The sequence below is a fragment of the Acinetobacter sp. Root1280 genome (assembly GCF_001425285.1).
Taxonomy (GTDB): domain Bacteria; phylum Pseudomonadota; class Gammaproteobacteria; order Pseudomonadales; family Moraxellaceae; genus Acinetobacter; species Acinetobacter guillouiae.
Window position 1 is genome coordinate 166,170 of record NZ_LMED01000027.1, and the last position, 25,814, is coordinate 191,983.

General features: G+C 39.0%; 23 protein-coding genes. 7 read left to right on the top strand and 16 right to left on the bottom strand.

Annotation, left to right across the window (positions count from 1 at the left end; all coding sequences use genetic code 11):
- Both ASC84_RS19035 and glnK read right to left on the bottom strand, forming a co-directional pair.
- A complete protein-coding gene (locus ASC84_RS19035; RefSeq protein ID WP_056517581.1) occupies positions 1 to 1,404 on the bottom strand; it encodes an ammonium transporter in 1,404 nt (467 codons plus the stop codon).
- 67 nt (positions 1,405 to 1,471) lie between these two features.
- Positions 1,472 to 1,810 (bottom strand): P-II family nitrogen regulator, encoded by a 339-nt coding sequence (glnK, locus tag ASC84_RS19040; protein WP_004725283.1) that lies wholly within the window; start codon positions 1,808 to 1,810, stop codon positions 1,472 to 1,474.
- A gap of 291 nt (positions 1,811 to 2,101) precedes the next feature.
- Here glnK and ASC84_RS19045 point away from each other — a divergent pair, with 291 nt between their 5' ends.
- The 3 genes from ASC84_RS19045 to ASC84_RS19055 all read left to right on the top strand — a co-directional run bounded on the left by ASC84_RS19045 (position 2,102) and on the right by ASC84_RS19055 (position 4,431).
- On the top strand, positions 2,102 to 2,329 hold the full coding sequence (locus tag ASC84_RS19045; protein WP_056517583.1) for an accessory factor UbiK family protein: 228 nt from the start codon (positions 2,102 to 2,104) through the stop codon (positions 2,327 to 2,329).
- A gap of 71 nt (positions 2,330 to 2,400) precedes the next feature.
- On the top strand, positions 2,401 to 3,888 hold the full coding sequence (locus ASC84_RS19050) for a YifB family Mg chelatase-like AAA ATPase (RefSeq protein WP_056517586.1): 1,488 nt from the start codon (positions 2,401 to 2,403) through the stop codon (positions 3,886 to 3,888).
- 33 nt (positions 3,889 to 3,921) lie between these two features.
- A complete protein-coding gene (locus ASC84_RS19055) occupies positions 3,922 to 4,431 on the top strand; it encodes a GNAT family N-acetyltransferase (protein ID WP_056517590.1) in 510 nt (169 codons plus the stop codon).
- A gap of 65 nt (positions 4,432 to 4,496) precedes the next feature.
- Here ASC84_RS19055 and ASC84_RS19060 read toward each other — a convergent pair whose 3' ends face one another.
- Entirely contained in the window at positions 4,497 to 5,267 is a 771-nt protein-coding gene (locus ASC84_RS19060) for a TorF family putative porin (protein ID WP_056517593.1), read from the bottom strand.
- 518 nt (positions 5,268 to 5,785) lie between these two features.
- Positions 5,786 to 6,556, bottom strand: a complete 771-nt coding sequence (locus ASC84_RS19070) for a TorF family putative porin (protein ID WP_056517600.1) — start codon at positions 6,554 to 6,556, stop codon at positions 5,786 to 5,788.
- A 309-nt stretch (positions 6,557 to 6,865) separates the two neighbouring features.
- On the opposite strand from ASC84_RS19070, the gene ASC84_RS19075 reads away from it, so the two are divergent.
- Positions 6,866 to 8,191: an OprD family outer membrane porin gene (locus ASC84_RS19075; protein ID WP_056517603.1), complete on the top strand. Its 1,326-nt coding sequence runs from the start codon at positions 6,866 to 6,868 to the stop codon at positions 8,189 to 8,191.
- A 102-nt stretch (positions 8,192 to 8,293) separates the two neighbouring features.
- Here ASC84_RS19075 and ppa read toward each other — a convergent pair whose 3' ends face one another.
- Together ppa and ASC84_RS19085 are read right to left on the bottom strand one after the other, a co-directional pair.
- Positions 8,294 to 8,818, bottom strand: a complete 525-nt coding sequence (gene ppa, locus ASC84_RS19080) for an inorganic diphosphatase (RefSeq protein WP_004725270.1) — start codon at positions 8,816 to 8,818, stop codon at positions 8,294 to 8,296.
- Between the two features lie 121 nt (positions 8,819 to 8,939).
- Complete coding sequence (locus ASC84_RS19085; protein ID WP_004725268.1) at positions 8,940 to 9,338, bottom strand: MAPEG family protein; 399 nt, start codon at positions 9,336 to 9,338, stop codon at positions 8,940 to 8,942.
- 67 nt (positions 9,339 to 9,405) lie between these two features.
- Here ASC84_RS19085 and ASC84_RS19090 point away from each other — a divergent pair, with 67 nt between their 5' ends.
- Entirely contained in the window at positions 9,406 to 9,831 is a 426-nt protein-coding gene (locus ASC84_RS19090; RefSeq protein WP_051065591.1) for a hypothetical protein, read from the top strand.
- A 90-nt stretch (positions 9,832 to 9,921) separates the two neighbouring features.
- On the opposite strand, the gene ASC84_RS19095 is transcribed toward ASC84_RS19090, so the two are convergent.
- From ASC84_RS19095 to ASC84_RS19130, 8 genes are all read right to left on the bottom strand, one after another.
- Positions 9,922 to 11,595 carry a long-chain-fatty-acid--CoA ligase gene (locus ASC84_RS19095; RefSeq protein ID WP_004725264.1) on the bottom strand — a complete coding sequence of 558 codons (1,674 nt, stop codon included), beginning with the start codon at positions 11,593 to 11,595 and terminating at the stop codon, positions 9,922 to 9,924.
- Between the two features lie 149 nt (positions 11,596 to 11,744).
- Positions 11,745 to 13,964 carry a DNA topoisomerase IV subunit A gene (gene parC / locus ASC84_RS19100; protein WP_056517606.1) on the bottom strand — a complete coding sequence of 740 codons (2,220 nt, stop codon included), beginning with the start codon at positions 13,962 to 13,964 and terminating at the stop codon, positions 11,745 to 11,747.
- A gap of 310 nt (positions 13,965 to 14,274) precedes the next feature.
- Entirely contained in the window at positions 14,275 to 14,457 is a 183-nt protein-coding gene (locus ASC84_RS23400) for a hypothetical protein (protein ID WP_227515178.1), read from the bottom strand.
- 720 nt (positions 14,458 to 15,177) lie between these two features.
- Positions 15,178 to 16,497, bottom strand: coding sequence for an MFS transporter (locus ASC84_RS19110; protein ID WP_056517608.1), 1,320 nt, complete (start codon positions 16,495 to 16,497; stop codon positions 15,178 to 15,180).
- A gap of 54 nt (positions 16,498 to 16,551) precedes the next feature.
- Positions 16,552 to 17,055 carry a GNAT family N-acetyltransferase gene (locus tag ASC84_RS19115; RefSeq protein WP_056517612.1) on the bottom strand — a complete coding sequence of 168 codons (504 nt, stop codon included), beginning with the start codon at positions 17,053 to 17,055 and terminating at the stop codon, positions 16,552 to 16,554.
- Positions 17,056 to 17,116: 61 nt separating this feature from the next.
- The gene (locus ASC84_RS19120) at positions 17,117 to 17,761 is read right to left on the bottom strand and encodes a trimeric intracellular cation channel family protein (RefSeq protein ID WP_004725253.1); all 645 of its coding nucleotides are present in this window, start codon (positions 17,759 to 17,761) and stop codon (positions 17,117 to 17,119) included.
- 61 nt (positions 17,762 to 17,822) lie between these two features.
- Complete coding sequence (locus ASC84_RS19125) at positions 17,823 to 18,290, bottom strand: YchJ family protein (protein WP_056517647.1); 468 nt, start codon at positions 18,288 to 18,290, stop codon at positions 17,823 to 17,825.
- 182 nt (positions 18,291 to 18,472) lie between these two features.
- The gene (locus ASC84_RS19130) at positions 18,473 to 20,056 is read right to left on the bottom strand and encodes a TerC family protein (protein ID WP_004816521.1); all 1,584 of its coding nucleotides are present in this window, start codon (positions 20,054 to 20,056) and stop codon (positions 18,473 to 18,475) included.
- Positions 20,057 to 20,429: 373 nt separating this feature from the next.
- Between ASC84_RS19130 and ASC84_RS19135 the strand changes: the two genes are divergently transcribed.
- Positions 20,430 to 21,062: a TIGR00730 family Rossman fold protein gene (locus ASC84_RS19135; RefSeq protein WP_004816519.1), complete on the top strand. Its 633-nt coding sequence runs from the start codon at positions 20,430 to 20,432 to the stop codon at positions 21,060 to 21,062.
- Between the two features lie 97 nt (positions 21,063 to 21,159).
- On the opposite strand, the gene ASC84_RS19140 is transcribed toward ASC84_RS19135, so the two are convergent.
- Both ASC84_RS19140 and ASC84_RS19145 read right to left on the bottom strand, forming a co-directional pair.
- Positions 21,160 to 21,513, bottom strand: a complete 354-nt coding sequence (locus ASC84_RS19140) for a GlpM family protein (protein WP_004725245.1) — start codon at positions 21,511 to 21,513, stop codon at positions 21,160 to 21,162.
- Between the two features lie 100 nt (positions 21,514 to 21,613).
- Positions 21,614 to 22,378: a hypothetical protein gene (locus ASC84_RS19145; protein WP_056517614.1), complete on the bottom strand. Its 765-nt coding sequence runs from the start codon at positions 22,376 to 22,378 to the stop codon at positions 21,614 to 21,616.
- A gap of 478 nt (positions 22,379 to 22,856) precedes the next feature.
- On the opposite strand from ASC84_RS19145, the gene uvrA reads away from it, so the two are divergent.
- Positions 22,857 to 25,688, top strand: a complete 2,832-nt coding sequence (gene uvrA, locus ASC84_RS19150) for an excinuclease ABC subunit UvrA (RefSeq protein ID WP_056517617.1) — start codon at positions 22,857 to 22,859, stop codon at positions 25,686 to 25,688.
- The last annotated feature ends 126 nt before the right edge of the window (positions 25,689 to 25,814 follow it).

Consider the following 25,814-nt stretch of genomic DNA (forward strand, 5'->3'; position numbering starts at 1 on the left):
TTATTCGATACGTTCGCCATGTTGGCTTAAATCAAGCCCCATACGCTCATCATCAGATTCAACACGGATCCCAATCACCACATCGATAATTTTAAGTAGGATAAAGGTCACAACTGCTGAGTATGCGATTGTTGCTAACACACCTTCAACTTGTACCCATAATTGATGCATAACATCTGTCGGTGCTTTGTCGCCCATAATGAATGAGCTGGCAAATACAGCTGTTAAAATCGCACCAACAATACCGCCTACACCATGTAAACCAAATGCATCCAATGAGTCATCTGCTTTAAGGATGCGTTTAAGACCAGAGATCCCCCAGAAGCACACCACACCACCGATTAAGCCCATGATCAACGCACCACTTACCGTCACAAAACCTGCTGCTGGCGTAATCACAACCAGACCAGCAACTGCACCAGATGCTGCACCCAATACTGAACCTTTACCACGAACAATTTTTTCAACCACTAACCAAGCAATTGCTGCCGCTGCGGCTGCGATTTGAGTTGTGACCAAAGCATACGCTGCTGAACCATTGGCACCTAAAGCAGAACCACCATTGAAACCAAACCAACCGACCCATACCAAGCTTGCACCCAATACAGTTAAAGTTAAGTTATGTGGTGCCATAGATTCTTTGCCTAAGCCCATACGTTTACCCAGTAAATACGCAGCAACTAGACCAGCAACACCCGAGTTAATATGAACAACAGTACCACCAGCAAAATCAAGCGCGCCATCATTCATTAACCAGCCACCACCCCATACCCAGTGTGCAATCGGTGCATAAACAATAATGACCCAAATCGTAATAAATGTGATCCAAGCACTGAATTTCATACGATCAGCCACAGAACCACTGATAATGGCAACGGTAATAATCGCAAAAGTCATTTGGAAAATAACGAAAAGAATTTCTGGAATTGTGCCACTCAGCGCATCTGTTGTAATTCCAGATAACATGATTTTATCGAAACCACCAATAAAAGCGTTACCAGAACCAAATGCAAGTGAATAACCAATGACCACCCATACGATGCTGACTACTGCTGCGGCAGTAAAGCTTTGCGCCATGGTGGCAAGCACATTTTTCTTACGAACCATACCGCCGTAGAATAATGCTAAACCGGGAATTGTCATCAGTAATACAAGTGCTGTAGATACAAGAATCCACGCTGTATCACCTGTATTTAAAGTTGGTTTTTCTGCCTCTGCTGGAGCAGCTGCGGCAGTCACCGTTTCAGGCGCAACGGTTGCCGATGTATCGGCGACTGTTGCAGTCACATCACTTGCCGTTGCAACAGCTGTAGATGCAGGCTCAGCTACGTTTTCTTCTGCCCACGCAACTGATCCGCCAAGAAGTGCGCCAGACAGGCTGAGCGCTAATAGCATTTTTTTCATTCGTATCCCCCAACCTAATTTTGTGAGTTATGTATTGATATACATAACCAGCAATCTTCGTGCCAAATTAAACAGCGTCTGGACCTGTTTCACCTGTACGAATACGAATTACTTGCTCTAAATTAGTCACGAAAATTTTTCCATCACCAATTTTGCCAGTGCTAGCAACGCGTGTAATAGATTCAATCACTGAATCTACCATGTCATCACTGATTGCGATTTCGATTTTCACTTTAGGCAGAAAATCAACAACATACTCAGCGCCACGATAAAGTTCAGTATGCCCCTTTTGACGACCAAAACCTTTAACTTCAGTTACGGTAATCCCTTGAACGCCTATATCAGACAGTGCTTCACGCACGTCATCTAATTTAAACGGTTTTACAATTGCAGTTACGAGCTTCATATTGTTTTCCTTCGGCTTATTTCACCAGTAAGGTTTTATGTTCAATTTTCATGCCAATCTTATTAATGGTTGGGGTGATTAATTCAATCAACATGCATTGCCTTTATAACCTATTGTATATACTTAGGTGAAGTTGCAACTTTAAAAAACACATAATATTGCGTGTTTTTTTAGATTTCACTGCTAAATTATAAGAGACATCATGCTTTAAGCATCGGATAAAAAATTACTTAAATAAAATGAATACGCGATGTTACACTAGGCAAAGAACATTACTCATTTGGATTCCTCATGATTGAAACATTATTACAAGCAATTTTAGAACAGGTCGATCAGCCTAAAAAAGACATAGAACATAATTTACGCGCCTTGCTGAATGAAGCCATTTCTAAAATGGATATCGTTTCAAAAGACGAAATTGAACGCCAAAAGACTGCACTAAATAATGCCAATTTACGATTGACCGATTTACAAGAACAGGTCAAAGCACTTGAGATACTGATTCAGGATAAAAAGTAAACTAAATTTGCACATTATTGGTGCAAAAAATATAATAATGATTAAAAATAAAGCACAAGTGGAAAACAACAATGTCTTTAGCAAAAATTTATACCCGAGGCTTGCTCGGGCTACATGCACCTTTAATTGAAGTTGAGGTCCATGTTAGTGCAGGGCTTCCTTCTTTAACAATTGTTGGCTTAGCTGAAGCTGCAGTTCGTGAAAGTAAAGATCGCGTTCGATCTGCCATCATTAACAGTGGTTATCAATTCCCAAGCAAACGCCTAACCATCAATCTCGCACCTGCGGATCTGCCCAAAGATGGCTCTCGTTTAGATCTGCCCATTGCACTTGGTATCTTGATTGCCACAGGGCAACTTCCCGAAAATGTCACAGATCATTTTGAGTTTATTGGTGAGTTGGCACTGGATGGGCACTTAAGGCCCAGCACAGGAACCTTAACCATTGCAATGGCATGTCAAATGGCCAAGCATCAATTGATGTTGCCACAGGAAAATGCCGCAGAAGCAGCGCAATTGCCTGAGTTTCAGGTGTTTGCTGCACAGCACTTAAAACAAGTCTGTGAGCATTTCTTAAACCTACAAAAAATTGATGTAACTGTTCGGCAAAAAGTACAGCAAGACAATGCCTATAAATTTGATTTGGCAGATGTCAAAGGACAACTACGCCCACGACGCGCTTTAGAAATTTCAGCAGCAGGTGGACATTCCCTTTTATTTAAAGGCCCACCAGGTACAGGTAAAACCCTGTTAGCTTCTCGCTTACCGAGTATTTTGCCAGCCTTAAATCCACAAGAAAATCTTGAAGTTGCCAGCATTTATTCAATTGCCAAGACTAAACACCATTTTGGACAGCGCCCATTTCGCGCCCCGCACCATACCGCGTCTGCAATCGCTCTTGTCGGTGGCGGTTCAAATCCAAAACCCGGAGAGATTACGCTGGCACACCTAGGTGTACTATTTTTAGATGAATTGCCTGAGTTTGACAAAAAAGTGCTCGAAGTTTTAAGGCAACCACTTGAATCTAAAGAAATCGTTATCTCTAGAGCATCACGCCAAATTACATTTCCTGCAAACTTTCAATTGATTGCAGCAATGAACCCCTGCCCTTGTGGTTATGCGTTTAACCAAGACAGTCGCTGCCAATGTTCTGCCGAAGCAATTAAGCGGTATCAAAATCGAATTTCAGGTCCATTATTGGATCGCATTGATTTACATATCGATGTGCCACCATTAAAAGCCCAAGAATTACAGGATCAAACGCCTGTCGAAGATTCAGCAACTGTGCGGGAACGGGTGATTGATGCGTGCGATTTTCAAATCCAAAGACAAGGCTATTTAAATCATAACTTATCGCCAAAAGACTTAGAAAAATATGTGATTTTAGATGAAACATCCAAGCAAATGCTCGAAATGGCACAACAACGTTTGAATTTATCTGCGCGGGCATATCATCGAATTTTACGTGTTTCAAGGACCATTGCAGATTTAGCTCAAAGTGAGCAAATCCAAAGTGCCCATTTAACCGAAGCCTTGTCATATCGGGGAACTCAATCTTAGAATCCAAGCTATGACGTATAGAAGATAAATAACATGCTAAATTTAACCTTACGCAACGAACATGCAGACGACATTGAAAATATTTTCAATCTCACTCAACTGGCTTTTCTAAATGCAGCGCATACCGACCATACTGAACACTTGATCGTCAATGCACTCAGAGAGGCAAATCAATTAACCATTTCCATTGTTGCTGAATTAGATCAACAGATTATTGGACATGTGGCAATTTCACCTGTGGAGATTTCTTCTGGTGCACAACATTGGTATGGTTTAGGTCCAATTTCAGTTGCACCAGAATATCAACACCAAGGTGTTGGCAAAGCTTTAATCCAACACGCATTACAGCAGTTACAACAATTCAATGCCGCAGGATGTGTTGTGCTTGGAGATCCTGCCTATTATTCCAAATTTGGCTTTCAGCCTCATGACCGTTTGATCCTTGAAGGTGTGCCTGCTGAATATTTTCAAGCCCTTACATTTAACCAAAGCATTCCACAAGGAACGGTAAAATATCATCCAGCATTTGAAGTGAAAGCCTAATTTGAGTTCAAAATCGCAAAAAATAAAGGTGACTCATGGTCACCTTTATAGATTTTAATTTGCGCTTAGAACGCTTTAGTTAAAGTAAACACTGCACCTGTTTCAACAGCTCGTTTTGCTACATTAGTTAAACCGTCTGTATCCGTATTTGTACCAATCGCAGCAAGTTCTGCTGTCAGACTTGGAATTGATTTTGGTACATAAGTTACGCCTACTTTCCAGTCCACATAATTATCATCGCCATTGAAGTTATATTTATCGTCATCTGTAACAACGGTATAACCGACATTCGCAACACCACCAAAACCTGTAGAACCAAATGGTACTGAATAGCCTGCATTCACATTCCAGCTACTCGCATCTGCGCCAGCATAATCATTGGTATAGTTAATATTGGTAAGAATGCTATCACCTTCCGTAAATGCATTTTTAAAGGTTAATTTACCGTACAGTTCTAACCAATTTAAATCACTTGCACTTGGGTAGTTATAATACCAAAGACCGACATCTAGAACTGGCTTGCTCGCAAAACCTTCAAGTGCTGTAGAATAACCAATATAAGGGTCAAGCTCTAAATGTGGATCTGGACCGCCAAAATTCACATTTGAACCAAATACACCCGCATACAAACCAGAAGAATGTGTCAATGCAAAAGTGGCTTGCACAGCTGGATCATTTTGAGCTTGAGTAACACCACGAAAACGGTAGTCACTCGTTAAAGCAGCACTGCCTGAAAAACTTAAACCTAATTGTGAAAGCGTCGTATCCTCCGCCATTGCTATTGTTGCTGTAGACGATAGAACTGCCAATGTTAGTGCTTTAGTTGAGAATTTCATCTTGAGTGCTCCCCCATCATATGATGTTTATTTGTTATGCTAAAATTTGATGAACTCCCTAAGCAATTAGCAATTGCCATGCCAAGATGAAACTCAAGCTGTTTATAAAACTCAGAAATATGTTGCAATCTATTTATAATCAATATATTAGAAGTAAAAAATTGTGGATAATTTTTTTTATTCTTCAGTTGTTGAACATATGCTATTTCAAGCATCACTTGATGGAACTGATTCATACTGACCTACTTTAAGCATGGTTTTAATGCAAAGTAGTATGAAAAATCTAAGCGTAAATTTTCTATAACGTGCTTTATTGTTGTCATAAAAAGCGTATAAATATTGCTTTAAGCTTTTCATGTAAGATGATTTTAATGGTGCATATTATTTTTGCTCAAAAAAAGCACACATTTTAAAAAATGCCTAAAAAAAGTGCATGTCCTATCTTCGGTCATACACTTCGATAAAATAGGTAAGTAAAATAACTCACTCATATTCATCTTAAAAACTATAAGTTAATCTTAAAAACTATAAGTCAAACCAAATACCAAATTATCCTTATAATCTTCACCTAAACGGTCTTTACCACCAATTACATAGTCTAATGAAGCTGAAACACCTGTATTGGCAATGACTTTACTGAGCCCCAAGCGCATTTCACTTAACGCAAAATCCTGTTCTGTCTGCACAATACTGTCATCATGATGACTGTTATATAAAGATGCACCAATAGAAGTGTTGAAAATAAAATCTTTAACCAAAGCATGACGATACGCGATGCTTAGATAAACATCACCCGCATTGGCAGAGGATGCATCGGCTAACATCACTGAAGCACCTGCGGTTAAATTTTTATAACTCAGCTCAGCGGATAGATCTGTATAGGTGGTTTTACGATGATCTGCTTGATCAGCATAAACAGTACCGCCTTTATGATAAACATATGCAGTGGTTTTTAAGTTATAGCTCCAATTTTGCGCAATTTCTTGAGCATAAGCTAAATAAAAATTATTTTCAAAACCATGATCTTGCGTATCATCTGCAGGGTTGTAGCTCAGTGTAGAACCCCAATACCCCACCGTGATGCCACTTTTATGTGCATAACTTAAACCGCCTTGCACAGCGACATCATCATTTTCAACTCCACCTCGATAAATGTACTTGGATACCAGTCCCACATTTCCAGAGATCGTACCATTTTCAACCAAGACATTTGCTTCTTCAGCAAATGCCGGGCACGACGCGATACAAATAGGCATTGCCCATAACAGTTTAGAAATAAGTGAGTTCATGATGACAAACGGGTGGGCGTATAAATAAAGGCGAATTTTACTGTGTTTTTAAATTTTTGGTAAAAAACATGGACATAAATTCGGCATATTTTTCAATTTATTTCATATTTCACATAAAATCAGCATTTTAACAATTCTTTAGAACTTTTTTTCATAAGAAAAGAAATTAATATTGTGTAAAACATTACAGAAATGTAATATTTTTAAGCAAAAGAGATTCCCTTTTTATAGATTAAATATACAATTCATCCACAATCTGTTCTGAATTCGATCAGTCAGTGCAATCTATTCTCGTTCACGAGGCAATTCATGTTGAATGCTCCAAAACTTACTTTAGCTGTATTAATTAACGCGGTTCTAATATCCCCTACATTTGCTAGCGAACAAAGTGATGCAAAAGGGTTCGTTGAAGATGCCAAAGGTTCTGTATTGTTTCGTACAGGTTATATTCTTCGTGATAAAAAACATGGTATTGACGATCAAAGCTCATTTGCACAAACTGCAATTGTTGACTTAGATTCTGGCTTCACTCAAGGTATCGTCGGTTTCGGTGTTGGTGTAGTTGGTGATGGTTCTTTTAAAATCGGTCCAAACACCCATGCTGGCAATAATATGATTGCACTCAAAAATAATGGTGCAAGAGACGCAAATGGACGAGTTGATCCATATGATCATTGGGCACGTGGTGGCGCAAACGTAAAAGCTCGTTTCTCAAATACGACTGTACGTTATGGTACGCAAGTTCTCGACTTACCTGTACTTGCAAGTAATACAACGCGTCTTGTTCCTGAATATTTTACAGGTACGTTATTAACCAGCCATGAAATTAAAAACTTAGAACTTGTTGCGGGTAAATTCACCAAAGACCAAATGTCTGATCAGATCAAGACTGATGGTAATAAATTAGATGATGCGATTGTTTGGGGTGCTAAATACAAATTTGATGACCAGCTTAGCGCGTCTTATTATGGTTTAGATTCTAAAAATGCGTTAGAACGTCATTATATCAATGCAAATTATAAATACCCATTGGCAAATCAAAGTTCTTTAACTTTTGATTTCAGTGGTTATCACACCAAGTTTGATAAAAATGCCAATACCTATTCTGCAACAGGTCCTGTTGATGCGGATTATGCAAATACAGGTAAAGCAGGCGTAGAAAAAACCAATAATATCTGGGCATTGTCTTCTACTTATAATCAAGGTCCGCACACTGTGATGTTGGCTTACCAACAAAATACAGGTGATGTGGGTTATGACTATGGTCAAAATGCTGACGGTTTCCAAAGTATTTATCTACCAAACTCTTATATGTCTGATTTTATTGGTAACCATGAAAAATCAGCACAAGTTCAATATAACCTAGACTTTAGCAATTATGGTGTTGCTGGCTTAAATTGGACCACAGCATTTGTCTATGGTTGGGATATTAAAGTCCGCAATGTAACTGATGATGCACAAGAACGTGAATTCTTTAATCAGGTGAAATACACCATGCAAAGTGGTTTTGCAAAAGATGCGAGCTTACGTCTACGTCACTCTTACTACCGTGCAAGTGAAGCGTATAATCCTGTCTACATTGGTGATACCAATGAATGGCGTATTTTCTTAGATATTCCTGTGAAATTTTTCTAATTTAGAATAAATCCACAGAAACAAAAAAACCTGCATTTAATCATGCAGGTTTTTTTATGGGTTTGAACATTTTTCAATCTTCAAACCACGTTTTAATCTGGCTTATTTTGCAGCTTCGATTGCTTTTAAGACTTCAGCTTTTGCAACTTCTGAACTTTCCCAACCTGTTAATTTAACCCATTTACCAGGCTCTAAGTCTTTGTAATGTGCAAAGAAATGTTCAATTTGATTCAATAATAAAGCAGGAAGATCTGAATACTCTTTCACATCTTTATAAAGCGGAGTCAATTTGTCATGTGGAACTGCGATCAGTTTCGCATCGATACCACCATCATCTTCCATGTTTAATTTACCAACAGGACGACAACGAATCACTGAACCATGTACCAATGGGTGTGGAGTTACAACCAATACGTCTAATGGGTCACCATCTTCAGACAATGTATTTGGTACATAACCATAGTTCGCTGGGTAGAACATCGCTGTACCCATGAAACGATCTACAAATAAAGCATCTGAATCTTTATCTACTTCATATTTAATCGGTGCAGCATTTGCTGGGATTTCGATAATTACGTAGATGTCATTTGGTGCATCTTTACCAGCAGGAATATTGCTATAGCTCATAGGATACTCTTTCAAGTGAGGTCTTATTTAAAATCTTGTCGATTATAACGCTAAATTGCGCAAACAGATGCGGATTATACATTTTGCATCATCAAAATGAATGAATTTCATCGAAAACTGTTTAGACGATTCGAATAACCAATAACAATAAAATAATTGGGCAAGCTAAGGACAAAGCCCAAATAATGGTACGTAGCGCTGAAATATTGGCCAGATAGCAAATTCCATAAATAATGCGTAACACAATATACGCGATGCCTAACATCATAATCAGATGTTGTGATACCACCATATACTCTGCCATTAAAATCGCAGCAATAAATAAAGGTAAGCTCTCAAAACTATTCTGTTGTACTGCATTGGCACGTGCAGCCAAACCTGTGGTTTTGGCTAAAAATTCACGGGGATTCTGATTATCAGCAGCTTTAAAACCACCAGACGCTTTTGCAATAATGGTAAAAACATAAGGAAGTAAACAGGCAATTAGAATTAAATATATGATGCCATCTATCCCAGACATGATTTTTTCTCATGAAGTGTTAATGCGAGTTATCATAGCATGGCATGAACAGAATATTTTTTGTTAAATGCAGAGTTTTGCAAAATTGTGTAGTGAGGACAATAACGTGCAACCAGATCAAAATGAATTGTTTGAGGTTTTAGAAAAGCAGCGCCATCAACAAGCGGAGATTGATCGTATTCTTAAAATTGTATTGCCAATTTTGGCTTTTCTCTTGTGCGTGATTTGTGCAAATTACAATTGGCAATCCACCTTGGGAACGCTCATTGTTTTGGTGGTGGCTTTTTTTGCCGTTGGTATAAAGCGTATGAATCTATACTTTTGGTTAGCTATTATTGTCGTATACTGTTTAATCGATATTTATTTTAGCTATGGCAGTATTCATCCTTCTGCACTAGGGCGTCAAATGGGCACTATGCTAACCTTTACAGCAATTGTTGGCTTAAGCCGCCCCTATATTGATGGTTGGTATATTCGTTCTCACAAAAAATAAATGTTGAAATCACCGCATAAAGCGATCGATTACTTTACATCGAAGATAAAAAAGCGCCACTATTGGCGCTTTTTATCTTTAATTTTTCAATTATTTACGTAAATCTTTACGTAGGATTTTACCTACATTTGATTTTGGTAAATCATCCATAAACTCAACATAACGCGGACGTTTATAACCCGTTAAGTTTTCTTTTGCATATTCAAGAACTTCTTCAGTGGTTAAAGATGGATCTTTTTTCACTACAAATAGTTTTGGCACTTCACCAGATTTTTCATCAGGCACACCAATTGCAGCCACTTCAAGCACTTTAGGATGTTGCGCAATCACTTCTTCAATTTCAGAAGGATAGACATTGAAGCCAGATACTAAAATCATGTCTTTCTTACGATCGACAATTTTGAAATAACCACGGGTATCCATGATCCCAATATCACCTGTACGGAAATAACCGTCCGCTGTCATGACTTTTGCAGTTTCATCTGGACGATTCCAATAGCCTTTCATGACTTGAGGACCACGAATCGAGATTTCACCCTGCTCGCCTTGTGATAAATGATTGCCATCATCATCTAAGATCGCAACATCCGTCAGTGGTAAAGGAATACCAATTGTGCCACTAAACTCAGTCGTTGCAGGTGGGTTTGCAGTTGCGACTGGAGAAGTTTCAGATAAACCATAACCTTCAATAATGATGGTTCCTGTAACTTTTTTCCATTCTTCAGCAGTTGACGGTAACACGGCCATACCACCGCCCATCGCCATTTTTAACTTACTAAAGTCGAGCTGTCTAAATTCTTCATTATGCACCAGCGCATTAAACAAAGTATTTACCGCAGGGAAGAAACCTGGTTGGTATTTACGTAATTCTTTAATCACTGCAGGTAAATCACGTGGATTTGGAATCAGAATATTTGCCTGACCTTTATACATACCATACATCGCACAAACCATAAATGCGAAGATGTGATAAAGCGGTAAAGCACAGAAGATACGATCATCTTTAGCACCATCACCTTGGCCAAATTTACTTTGGAAAATACCGTCACATTGCAACAAGTTTGCAACTAAGTTACGGTGGGTAAGTTCCGCTCCTTTGGAAACACCCGTAGTACCGCCTGTGTACTGAAGTACAGCAGTATCACTGAGTGTCATGGTTGGACGTTTATAATTACTTGGACTTACTTTTGCCAATGCGGCATTAAACTTAGTATGTCCTGGAATATTCCAATCTGGAATTTGTTTACGCACTTTACGTAAAACAAAATTTACCAAAGTACCTTTTAAGGTACCTAACATATCGCCAACCGAAGCAATGACAACATGTTTTACTGGTGTTTTACCAATAATCGCTTGATAAACAGTCGCAAAGTTTTCAACAATGACCAACGCTTCAGCGCCTGAATCATTAAGTTGGTGTTCTAATTCACGTGCTGTATAAAGTGGATTCACATTCACAAGTACCAAACCTGCACGGAGTACACCTAAAGCGACAACTGGATACTGAAGGACGTTAGGCATCATCACTGCAACACGTGAACCTTTTGCCAAACCTAAACTTTGCAAATAGGTTGCAAATTTACGGCTTGCCAATTCAAGATCACTGAATGACATCACTTTATCCATGAAGATAAAGGCATCACGTGAACCAAATTTTTGGAAATTACGCTCAAAAATATCAATAAGAGAGCTATTTTCCTGTGGCAATTCTACTGTTTCTGGAATCCCAGTTTTTTGATATTCAGCGAACCAAACTTTTTCCATAATGCCATAATCTCCAATCAGTAATCCTTAGTTTTAAACTGTTTTTCTCAATATTGAACATAATTTTTTGGCTTCTTTGTGCTCAATATTGCATCCATTTTCACGAACACTTTGCATATATAACGTATTTCAATCCAAGGATGCTAGTTTTATCTTTGAATCAACAGTTTATTTGCTTTTTGATATCCGCGCGGCAACAGCTGACCTTTTGATGCGCGTTTACCGATATATTTCTGTAAATCTTCCCCTTTTAATTTTAATTGTTGCTGCCCTGCAAGCACTTGTATTACTTCATCTAAATTCAAAGTTAACATAAACTGAACAGACTCATTAGTTTCAAGTTGTATCAACTTATTTCCTTTACCTTTATTGAGCGTTGGCAAGTCAGATAATTCAATTAAAAGTAGGCGTCCTGCTGAGCTGAGTATAGCCAAATGAGTATGGTTTTCAACGACTTCGATTGGCATTGCTGTCGCATTTTCAGCAACAGTCAGGAATGTTTTACCTGCTTTGGCATTGGTATCCAATTGTTTAGCTTGCGATTTAAAGCCATAACCTTTTGAACTTACAGCAACTATTTCTTTTTCTTCATCGTCAATTAGGACTTGCATAAAGCCCACACCATTGGCTGGAGAAAGTTTTGAACTCAACGGTTCTCCTAAACCACGCGCCGATGGCAAACTATTGATGGCCAAAGCATAACTTCGTCCAGTTTCATCTAAAATATATACTTTCTGATTCGACTTACCTTGTGCTGAACTTAAGTACTGGTCACCGGCACGGAAATTTAATTTTTCAACATCAATATCATGACCTTTGGCTGCACGAACCCAACCCGCCTCAGAAAGGATCACCGTTACCGCTTCAGCAGGCATTAAATCTTGTTCACTAATGGCCTGTGATTCTTCACGTTGCACAATCGGTGAACGACGATCATCACCAAACTTCTTCGCATCATCTTTAAGTTCTTCGATAATCAAAGATTTTAATGACTCTGGATTTGCAAGTTGTTCACGAATCACCGCTGCTCTGGCCTCAAGTTCTTCTTGCTCACGGCGCATTTCCATTTCTTCAAGTTTTGCCAAATGGCGTAACTTAAGCTCTAAAATTGCTTCTGCCTGAACTTCATCAATATTGAAACGCATCATCAACACGGGTTTAGGTTGATCTTCTTCACGAATAATTTTGATCACTTCATCAATGTTCAAATACGCAATGATCAAACCACCAAGAATATGTAGGCGCTTTTCAATTTTATTCAGATGATATTGCAGACGACGTGTGACAGTACTCTTACGAATTTCAATCCATTCTAATAAAATGCGACGGATTGATTTGACTTGTGGACGACCATCAGCACCGATCATGTTCATATTGACACGATAGCTCGACTCTAAATCGGTTGTCGCAAACAAATGACTCATGACTGCATCGGCATCGATACGATTTGAACGTAATACAATCACCAAACGTGTTGGGTTTTTATGGTCTGATTCATCACGTAAGTCACTGACCAATGGCAGTTTTTTGGCTTGCATTTGATCTGCAATTTGCGTGATGACTTTCGAGCCAGAAACTTGATATGGCAGCTCAGTGATGATAATTTCATTTTTTTCAATGGTATATACTGCACGGGTACGATAGCTACCACGTCCAGTCATTTGAATTTTTAATAATTCATCACGTGGTGTAATAATTTCTGCTTTGGTCGGTAAGTCGGGTGCAGGAATATATTCTGCAATTTTTTCATCTGTTAAGTTTGGATTACGGATTAAAGCAATCGTACCTTTAACCACTTCACGTAAATTGTGTGGCGGAATATCCGTTGCCATTCCCACTGCAATACCAGTGGTACCATTGAGTAAAATATTTGGTACACGCGCTGGTAAATTGACTGGCTCTTTCATTGAACCATCAAAGTTATCTTGCCAATCACAGGTCCCTTGACCTAATTCAGAAAGTAACAAATCACTATAAGGAGAAAGTTTGGCTTCGGTATAACGCATAGCTGCAAATGATTTAGGATCATCAGGCGAACCCCAGTTCCCTTGCCCTTCAATAAATGGGTAACGGTAACTAAATGGCTGTGCCATCAACACCATGGCCTCATAACAGGCTGAGTCACCATGCGGATGGTATTTACCCAATACATCACCGACTGTACGTGCAGACTTTTTCGGCTTACCGCTTGGTTTTAAGCCCAATTCGCTCATCGCATAAACGATACGGCGTTGTACAGGTTTTAAACCATCACTAATGTGTGGCAATGCACGATCCATAATCACGTACATGGCATAGTTGAGGTAAGCTTGTTCAGTAAATTCTGCTACGGAACGATTTTCTGTCGCATGATGCGCAAGGCTTGTCATAACAACCTTTTATCCTAAATAAGTGCGTTCTAAATAAATGTTTTGTATCTACGTTCTTATGCTAAGTCGCAGGGTCTGACTACACAAGTGCCAGTGTACCCTACAACGACAAATTGCGTCTTAAGATCTTTCTAATGACGTAAAATTATCCATTTTTTAAGAAATGAGCAACTTTTATTTCAAATCTAAAATATTAAAAGTCAAATACACAACAATTCTTATCAAAACAAAATGCTCTTATAGATAAAATAGAAAGACCTCGATTTGATAAGAATTGAGGTCTTGATTTATAAATATAAAAAACAAAGGATTATTTAATTTCCACACTCAATTTATCTGATAATTTTTTATAAAAATCAGCCCTGTTTCTTGGATTCTTTAATTCTTTGCAAGTTTCTTCTAATGCTGTAATTGCTTCTTGTTTAGTAAATTCACCATCCTCAATGAATGGTTGAAGCTTCTTATCGTAAATATATTTTAATTCATTATTCATTATATTCCTCACATTGCGCACAAGAAACAAGGGAGTCATCCCCTTTTCCACCTGGATTTTCATCTTTATAACTATACTGTTTATTGATATCTTGAATGGTTTTAGCTGACATAACTATTTCCTTCTGATTTTATTGAATAATGTTAAAGTTCTCATACGAATCAAGGCATAAATTTCGATTCAAAAAATGTTCTAGATATATTAGTCTCAAAAGACTTTTTGATAAGAACATAACTATTTAATAATCTTTTTTCTAAAAATTACAAATTACAAATTACATTTTCTCAAAAACAAGAAAATCAATCACTTGAAACTGTAGGCTTCTTGCATCATTAAAAAATGAGCCTTTAATACTCTATATGTGCAATAACAATTATATTCATTCGTCTGCTTTTTTATATTCATGAATTAGACATGGTTGTTCTATCGTGTGGCGACATGGATGTCGCTCCGTTGGGTGGGGGTACAGGACGTACCTCTCACCCAACAGAAGATTTTTGTCATCTTTTCATCTCTGAAAAGTGAGGCATCGCCTACGCAAAGGAATTTAAACTTTAAATGTAAAGGGTGGCATTGTAAGTTTTAGAATCATACAAATTCATTTCTATGGAATAATCAGCCATGATTGATCAGGGTTAATCTCGTTTAGAAATCATTTAAAAGCTTACTTTGATAAGAGATCTAATTAATATCTAAATTTATTCTGCACAACCTTCACAATCACAATCCAATCTCTTCTAAGGTCTTACCTTTGGTTTCTTCACCCAAGATCAAAACCACAGCGGCAACAGCGAAAAGTACAATCGTAAACATCATAAAGACTGAACTAAACCCATCACTTGCCACCATCATATGGGTCACCACCAACGGTGCGACAATCCCCCCCATACGACCGATTGCAGATGCCCAGCCTGAGCCAAAAGCACGAATATTGGTTGGATATTGTTCAGGCGTATAAGTATATAAAACCCCCCATGCACCCAAATTAAAGAACGACATTAAGCATCCCCACAACATAATCATATTGACTGAGGTCGCTTGACCAAAGAAGTAAGCAGAAAGCGCACACAGACCAATAAAACCAGCGAGGGTTGCTTTACGTCCAAGCTTTTCCACCAACCAAGCCGCAGCCACATAACCAGGTAATTGTGCCAAAATCATCCCGAGTACATATTCAAAAGACTGCACAATGGTATAGCCCTGCTTGACCAGCAGACTTGGTAACCAAGTAAAAATGCCATAATAAGAATAGACGATGCCAAACCAAATCAACCACAGCATCAAAGTACGACGGGCAAAAGCACCTGACCAAAGCTGTGAAAATGAAATCGTTTGTTTTGCTGAAACAGGTTTGACTTCAATGGTTTCAATCACTTCTACACCACACTGCCGTTCCAGTTTCTGTACCAGTGCATGGGCTTCTTCAATTCGTCCACGATTAATCAAATAAGGAACCGATTCAGGCACTTTTTTGAGAATCATAAAAACATAAATTGCAGGTAAACCACCAATCAAAAATGCAATATGCCAACCATAATCAGGAATCACAAAATAAGAAATAAGCGCAGCAACAAGCCAGCCAAGTCCCCAGAAACTTTCTAAAAGTACGATAAATCGACCACGTACTTGAGCAGGGATATATTCACTGACCAAAGTCACAGCCACAGGAAGTTGCCCACCCAGCCCTAAGCCGACAATAAAACGGAACAGCAATAACCAAGTCAGATTCGGCGCAAAAGCACATAACGCGGTTGCAATGCTATAGGTCACCAAAGTAATCGCAAAGACTGTTCTACGACCAATTCGATCAGCCAAACCACCTGAAAATACAGCACCAATTGCCATACCCACAAAGCCAATGGAGACTACCCAGCCTTTTTCAGTAGGGGTCATTTGCCATTCTTCTGCCATTTTGGTGAGAATAAAGGAGATCAGTCCTGTATCCATGGCATCAAACATCCAGCCCAGTCCGATCACCCAGAGTAAGGTATAGTGAAATTTACCTATGGGTAAGCGTTGTACACGTGATACTAAATCCATAATGCACTCAACAAATATGTAAAAGCAGGAACAACTTTGGCTCGCTGTTTAATTTTAAAGACTGAACAGCAAAATTTCTCCTGCTAGTCCGTCAAAATCTTTAAACTCTTTAGAATGGAAACCATTGTTTATCAATATTTTTCTTGAAGGTATATTTTCGGGATCAATGATAGCCATGAGATCCTTTAAATATGGTTGTTTTTTTGCATGCTCAATTAAAAATGTAACAACTTGACTGGCAATGCCTTTCCCCCAATATTCGGGTAAAAGCATATAGCCCAACTCCGCAGTTGTTGCTGTTGGCTGATCCAACTCGAGTTTAGCTAAACCGATAAAGTCATTTGTTTGAGCATCAAGAATTTTATAATTTCCCAATGCCACATCATAGGCATTCTTGGATAAAATCTTGGCAAATTCGGTATGCGCTTCCTCAAGCGTTAATGCTCGCTCGGTAATCATTTGCATGACTTTAATATTTTTGACCAATTCAAAATACACAGCAAAATCTAGGTCAGTAAATTTTTCAAGTTTAATATTTTGATGAATCTGATATGACATACCAAGCTCAAAGTTAAATGCAGAGATTCACAATCAATAGCTGCTGTTCAAGCATCCATCCTTAGGACTCATCTTTAGAAGATGCCGATTGTTCATCATCATCTTTATAGATAAATTTCGGCATTTCCAAACCAAAATAAATCGCCACACAACGTAATGCAAAACCAAAAACTAAAGTAGAAACCACGGTAATTTCAAGCGATAAACCGAAATCTATACAGAACCAATAGAAAATCACTGCAACAAAGGAAATCGACGCATACAGTTCACGACGAAATACCAACGGAACATCATTACACAGAATATCTCGTAGAATACCACCAGATACCCCTGTTAACACCCCAGCAACGGCGGAAACCACAAAACCATGTCCCATTTGCAAGGCAATTTGACAACCAATAATGGTAAAACCAATTAAGCCTAAAGCATCCAACAATAAGAAAATTGAATGTAAATGCTTCATCCATTTGGCAATAATAATGGTGACAAAGGCAGCACAGCATGTCAGAACAAGGTATTCAGGATGTTTGACCCAAGTCAGTGGATAATGTCCAAGTAAAACATCTCGCACAGAACCACCACCGAGTGCAGTGACACAGGCAATCAGTATCACCCCAAACCAGTCCATACTGCGTCGTCCTGCGGACAACGCTCCAGTCATGGCTTCTGCTGTAATGGCTATAATATAAATAATCGTCAGTAACATTGCCCTTCATCCACTGATGGGAAAAGATGCGCGCTATTTTAAGTCAAAAATGAACTAAAAGTTATAAAAATTGTGCGCAACATTGCTTAAATTTTTTGGCGGATCCACAAATACATGGCTGTTTCATGGTGATAGGCTGATCTGTGGTTGGATCTAAGAAATACCATACACCATGATGCTGGACAAAGTGTGAAACTTCATGGTGTATTTGAGCCTGCTGACCATCGTGAAAATGTGCTTTAAATTCAACTTGAGCATGATTTTTATCGAGCTTTTCTTGGGCTTGCACCACTTCAAGACTGAGCCATTGATTGGCTTTGCTCCAGTCTGAAATCGCTTTAACATCCAAAGCTTGCTGCTGTCCAAGCGCAGTGGTCTGAACAATATAATCAATCTCATGTTTGGCATAAGCGCTATAACGCGAACGCATCAACTGTGCTGCTGTCTTGGCTTTGTTCTTCCCCAAATGTAGCGGCTGACAACATTCAATATAAAGCGCTGAACCACATGGACAGGATAGATTGGACATGAAAATACTCAAAATCTGAATAGGTTCAATGATAATCCAACCCAGCAAGAAATCGAAACCTATTCTTTCTATATGAATGATGCCATTCAGACATCATTTTAACGATATGGTTTAAATCATTATTTTCAAAAACAAAATAAAAAGAAGCCAGTCTTTCGACTGGCTTCATTACAACAAATCCATTAGGACTCAGCATCTTTAGATTTTGTTAATGCCATAATATGCACCTTCTCAATCTTATGCCCATCCATCGTTACCACTTCAAACTCATAACCATCGACTTGAAGCTTTTGACCATTTTCAGGCAAACGCCCGAGATGGAACAAGATATAACCCGAAAGGGTTGAGTATTGTTCTGACTCATCGACTAAATCACGACCTAACAGCAAAGAAACATGACGAATATCGGTTGAACCTTCAAGGATCAACGAACCATCTTCAAGACTTTCCGCAGCAGCTTCTAGTTCATCTTCATCAGGGAACTCGCCTGCGATTGCTTCAAGCACATCAATCGGCGTTGCAATCCCTTCAATTGACCCATATTCATTTAATACAATCGCCATTTGTAAGGGTGCCTGACGAAGTTGCTCCATCACCATCAATACTTGTGCATTTTCATGCACAATCACAGGCTCGCGTAAGTGTTTTTCAAAATTTAAAACACCCGTTTCGATATAATCATTTAAAACTTTATGGGTTAAAACAATACCCGCAATATTATCCAATTCACCATGGGCCAAAATTAAACGTGAATGTGACATTGCCATCAAATTTTCCTTAATGCTGGCTTCGTCTTCATCCAAATCTAACCATTCTAATTCAGGGCGCGGTGTCATGACCGATTTTACTGGACGTTCTGATAGTCCCAAGACCCCTTGAACCATAACACTATGGTAAGCACCATTTTCATCATCAAAAATTTCATCTGCCAGAGCTTGTGTTGCGATCACATCATCCGCTTTACCATTTTGACTATCGGCACTTTTTCCACCTAACATTTTCAAGACTGCTGAAGCTGTACGGAAACGTAAGTCGGTCGTTGTCACCATTTTCTCTTGATTTTTACGCATGGTTTGGTTCATAAACTCGATCAGTACCGAGAAACCAATCGCTGCATATAAGTAACCTTTTGGAATGTGATAACCAAAACCTTCGACGATCAATGAAAAACCAATCATCATCAAAAAGCCAAGACATAGAATCACTACTGTCGGGTGCTTATTGACAAAGTCCATCAAGGCTTTTGATGCCCACAGCATAATAGCTACAGCAATCACCACAGCGATCATCATCACTGAAAGTTCTTTCACCATTCCCACAGCGGTGATCACACTATCGAGGGAGAATACTGCATCTAAAACAACAATTTGAACAATGACCATCCAAAATACAGCATGTACAGGATTTTCTTCTTTAAGATCCTGACCACCTTCAAGGCGCTCATGTAGTTCCATTGTGCCTTTAAACAATAAGAACACACCACCAAACAGCAGGATCAGATCACGCCCAGAAAAAGCATGCTCAAAGAGATGGAATAATGGTTCGGTTAATGTCACCACCCATGCAATAGATGCCAGTAACACCATACGCATACAGAGGGCAAGTAAAAGCCCAATAATCCTTGCTTTATCACGTTGTTCAGGCGGAAGTTTTTCTGCCAAAATTGCAATAAATACAAGGTTATCAATACCCAAAACGATTTCTAAAACAACTAAAGTTGCAAGACCAACCCATGCAGAAGGATCAGACATCCACTCAAGTATCATTGATCTTGCTCCATTGAAAATGTGCAATAGCTATTTTCAGCATGTGAGAACTGTAAATTTCGGAATTGAGAAGAAAACTTTAGTGTATTTTGAACTATTATTTTGTCTAAAGATTGTGCATTTTCGGAGCGACTACAACCACTACCCATGATGATTCATTTGTTGATAAATAAGCCTTAATTATAGGCAATCCAGACAGGAATTTCATCTCATTTATCAGGATTTTTACTGATTTACCTAAAATTAAATACAAAATCAAAGCGATACAAATCATTGCAAAAGCGCCGATAACACAACATGTTTTTGTCACATTTCTTACTTAAAGTAGTAGAAATGTATAAGAACATGATAAGTTAAGGTGAAAAAATAATTTATGAATAGTGTATTGCCTGTAATGATGAATAAACCTTTCGAATTAGATCAACAACAACATAAAGCCACACAATGTTTAATCGCTCTCTATTGTGGCTCCCGACCTGGAAATAACCCTACCTATCGAGAAAAAGCCATCCAACTTGCTCAAGGCATCGCAGAACAAGGTTTTGGAATCGTCTATGGTGGTGCAAGTATTGGCTTAATGGGCCAAGTTGCAGATACGGTCACGGAACATGGTGGTGATGTTGTTGGTGTTATTCCCGAATTTATGCTGGATTATGAAATTGCCCATAACCAATTAACAGAATTACATATTGTACAAAACATGCATGAACGCAAAGCAATGATGGCTGAACGAGCGAGTGCTTTTGTCGCACTGCCCGGTGGCTTTGGTACCTTTGAGGAAATTCTAGAAGTCGCGACATGGGGACAATTGAATCAACATCAAAAACCGATGATGTTATATAACGTCAATGGTTTCTATGACCATTTGATTGCGCAATTAGACCATGCTGTTATTGAAGGTTTTTTACCGCCTCAACATCGGGCAAAACTGATTGTGTGTAATCATGCAGATCAAATCTACAATGCCATTAAGAACCTAGAAAGCCCAAAACAGTTTATTGTTTAAACAGCTCATTATTAAAAATGAGCCTTGATCAAAGGCTCATTAACTTTACAATCAACTCAAAAGTATTCATTGCAACTCTTTTTATTGATTCAATAAATCATAAAACCGATCCATTCTGAAACAATTGCCATGCATAAATCAAAACCGCAGCAGCCACAATCCAGCATAACGTTGCAATCCCTAAACAAGACCACATCGAAAGCTTAGTTGCCAGTAAATAGACCGTGAGCAAATAAATGAAATACGGAATCAATGACCACAGCCCGAATAATGCTGTTTGCTTTAAGGCTTCAGCACCTTTTTCCTGCGCTACAATCACATGTGCGATCAATGCAAATGTTGGAAAAAGTGGGACTAAACCTGCAATATAAAATGCCTTACTTTTTGAAAGAATTGAAATCAACAAAACCACTGCTGCACCCAGAATACATTTCAAAAATAAGGACAACATCTAAAATTACTCGAACACATGATCAGTGCAAGAGTTTACGCCAAGCGTGTAAATTTGAAATCTAAAATATTAGAAATTTAGTGACGTAGAAGTTACGCGTTTAAAAAGCGCGTTTTAATTTGCCACGGTTAATAAAAGCAACCAAGCCCATAACAATAGCCATCAGGATAAAAAAGATAAACTTTAGCTCATTTCTACTCAAGTGAGTCTCAGATTTATTCACTTCAGCTTGGGTAAAATCGGCTTGTACTGGCGGTAAAGGTGAGGCATAAGTGGGTTGAATATTTTTAAAATTTAATTCACTGAGTTCAGCAGGCTTTTCGCCTTTGCCCACCAAAACATAAGCCGCAACAATGTCAAAATCCAAAGGGTTTTGAATGCCAAATTTCACTTTGGTGGGTTCATAAGTGTTGTATTCAGGGATCCAATCATTCACTTGACTATAAATACGAATGCTATCTGTTTTTTCCAATATTGGATCTGTAATCAGCTGTTCTGACGTATCTTCAATGAATGTCTTTAAGCCTTTGAATTGCCTGAGAGAATATTGATTAGTTTGCGTCAAATTTTCTGCGATCAATGCTTGGTATACAGCATGCTCACTTGGATTGGCTTTATTTAACAAACCTTGATTGTCCATGACAAAATCAACTTTTGCAGTAAGTCCCGGATAATTTTGTCGCCCAACCAAATAAACCGCGGTCCAAATCTGATCCCCCGCTTGTACATCTTCTAATTCTAATTCGTACAATTGATTGGGTTTTAAATTTAACACTTGATCAAATAAAACTTGTGAAGTCTCGCCAGCCAAGACATTGCAAGAAAATGCAAAACAAATAACTGATATAATTTTTCGTATATTCATTTTCAAGCCCTCCACAAGTGCGATAAATATCACACATTTTATAATAAAAACAATGGTTAATCACAGAACCTTTGTCTAACAATCCTCTTTTTTAGATAAGTGGTTATTGATTGCATCACAGGACCAATCTTAAAGCTGATCTGGTTTATTCGTTCTACCCTATGCAATATCGAAATAAGTACTCAGAAATCAGCACAGCATCAAAAGCTGACTGCATATCTCATTTTTCTTCAATGATTTATTTTAAATAAATTATATCTTTGATTTTAAATTAGCTGAATACGACCCTAAGAATTGTTTAAAACTATCATAAATATATGAATCTTATTATTTTATTCAAAAACTCAAACTCCATCACAGTTTTAAATGGTCAGTTACATGACACAATTTGTCGTTTAAAAACTATTTTTTACAGCTTGAACAAAATTAAATCGCTATCATATACCCCTTTAATTCGCATAATTTCGAGAAAGCTTTTATGAGTCAAAGTCATATCCGTATTCGAGGCGCACGTACCCATAATTTAAAAAATGTGTCACTCGATATTCCACGTGACAAGTTTGTGGTCATCACAGGACTCTCAGGCTCAGGGAAATCATCTCTGGCTTTCGATACCTTATATGCTGAGGGTCAGCGCCGTTATGTCGAATCTTTATCTGCTTATGCACGTCAGTTCCTTTCACAAATGGAAAAGCCTGAAGTTGATTCAATTGAAGGTTTAAGCCCTGCGATTGCGATTGAACAGAAATCTACTAGCCATAACCCACGTTCAACCGTGGGAACCATTACTGAAATCTACGACTATTTACGTTTACTCTATGCACGCGTTGGTACACCTTACTGCCCAGAGCATGACTTGCCGATGGTTGCACAAACTGTTTCTGAAATGGTCGATGCAGTGAAAGGACTGGAAGAAGGTACAGCGTTGATGCTCCTTGCACCAGTTGTTCGTGAGCGTAAAGGCGAATACAGCAACCTGTTTGAGCAATTACAAAGCCAAGGTTTTGTCCGCGCGCGCGTGGATGGTGAAGTGATTGATATCGATACACCACCAGAACTCGATAAAAAGAAAAAGCACACCATTGAAGTTGTGGTTGACCGCTTTAAAGTCCGTGATGACTTAGGTAACCGAATTGCCGAAAGCTTTGAAACAGCCTTACGTTTAGGCAGTGATCTGGCGATTTTATCGTGGATGGGTGGTGAACATCCTGACCGTGTATTTTCAGCAAAACATTCATGCCCTGAATGCGACCGTGCTGTTGCTGAACTCGAACCACGTTTGTTCTCGTTCAATAATCCATTTGGTGCCTGTCCTGTCTGCGACGGTTTAGGTACCCGTAGTCATTTCAGTGCTGAAAAACTCATTCCAAGTCCAGATGTTTCTATTAGCCAAGGCGCAATCCGTGGCTGGGACAGACAACGTCCATACTATTACAGCATGATTCAGAAAGTTGCGGATCATTTTGGGTTTTCGTTAGACACCCCTTGGAATGAACTCGACGCTGATACGAAAAAGAAATTTCTCTACGGTACAGGCAAAGAAAAAGTTGATCTTAGTTATATCGATGAGCGTGGTCGTAAACACAATCGGGTACAACCTTTTGAAGGTATTTTGCCTCATTTAGAGCGTCGTTATCGTGAAACTGAATCTAATTATGTCCGTGATGATCTGGCGCAGTATTTATCCAATGCCGCTTGTGATGCTTGTGGCGGCTCACGTTTAAATGAAATTTCACGTCATGTCCGCGTTAAAGACAAAACCATTGCCCAAATTACCAAAATGTCGATTGGTGATGCTGAAAGCTACTATCAAGATTTAAATCTTGAAGGTGCCAAAGGTGAAATTGCCGATAAGATTTTTAAAGAAATTCGCGAGCGTTTGCACTTCCTTGTATCAGTCGGTTTAAATTATTTAAGCCTGTCTCGCTCTGCTGAAACGCTTTCAGGTGGTGAAGCACAACGTATCCGCCTAGCCTCACAAATTGGTGCTGGTCTAATGGGGGTGATGTACGTTTTAGATGAGCCATCCATTGGTTTACACCAACGTGATAATGATCGTTTACTTGAAACACTGGTTCGTTTGCGTGATCTGGGTAATACAGTTTTAGTGGTTGAGCATGATGAAGATGCAATTCGTGCAGCTGACCATATTATTGATATCGGTCCGGGGGCTGGTGTACATGGCGGTCATATCATTGCCGAAGGAACCTATGATGAACTCGCAGCCAACGAGAACTCACTAACAGGAAAATACCTATCTGGTAAGTTAAAAATTGCGGTGCCCAAAGAGCGGGTTAAACCACCTAAGCCTGAAGAACAAATTAAACTGATAGGCGCATCAGGGCATAACTTACAAAATGTTGATTTGACGATTCCTTTAGGTGTGATGACTTGTGTGACAGGTGTTTCGGGTTCAGGTAAATCAACCTTAATTAACCGTACCCTGTTACCACTTGCAGCAACGCAATTAAATGGTGCAACCACCTTAACTGCTGAAAAGTTTGATTCGATTGATGGCTTACAGTTCCTTGATAAAGTGGTAGACATTGACCAAAGTCCTATTGGACGTACTCCACGTTCCAACCCAGCGACATATACCGGTTTGTTTACCCCGATTCGTGAATTGTTTGCGCAAACCCCTGAAGCTAAAGCCCGTGGTTATGCTGCAGGTCGTTTCTCGTTTAACGTCAAAGGCGGGCGCTGTGAGGTATGTGAGGGGGATGGTATGATCAAAGTTGCCATGCACTTCTTACCCGATATGTACGTGCCTTGTGATAACTGTCATGGTCAGCGTTATAACCGTGAAACCTTGGAAGTTGGTTATAAAGGCAAAAATATTTCTGATGTATTGGAAATGACTGTCGAAGATGCGATGCATTTCTTTGATGCAATCCCTGTGATTCACCGTCGTTTGGAAACCTTAAACCAAGTCGGGTTAGGCTATATCCGCTTAGGTCAGTCAGCAACAACGCTATCTGGTGGTGAAGCGCAACGGGTCAAACTAGCACGTGAGCTAGCAAAGCGTGATACAGGTAAAACCTTGTATGTACTGGATGAACCAACCACTGGTTTGCATTTCCACGATATTGCCAAACTGCTCGATATTCTTCATGAACTACGCAATAAGGGCAATACCATTGTTGTGATTGAGCATAATCTCGATGTGATTAAGACGGCGGACTGGGTGATTGATTTAGGCCCTGAAGGTGGCGCAGGTGGTGGTCAGATTATTGCAGAAGGTACCCCAGAACAGGTGGTGAAATCTAAAGTTTCACATACAGCGAAGTTCTTAAAGCCGTTGTTAAAGTAATTCCCTGCATCTTCCCCTCCCTCCTTTAAATAAGGGGGGAGTTTCTCTCTTTATCTCACAGGGTTTAGGGGGGAGATTAATCATCTAATCTCGAAATTAAATAGTTCATATAATTTTTATAAAACT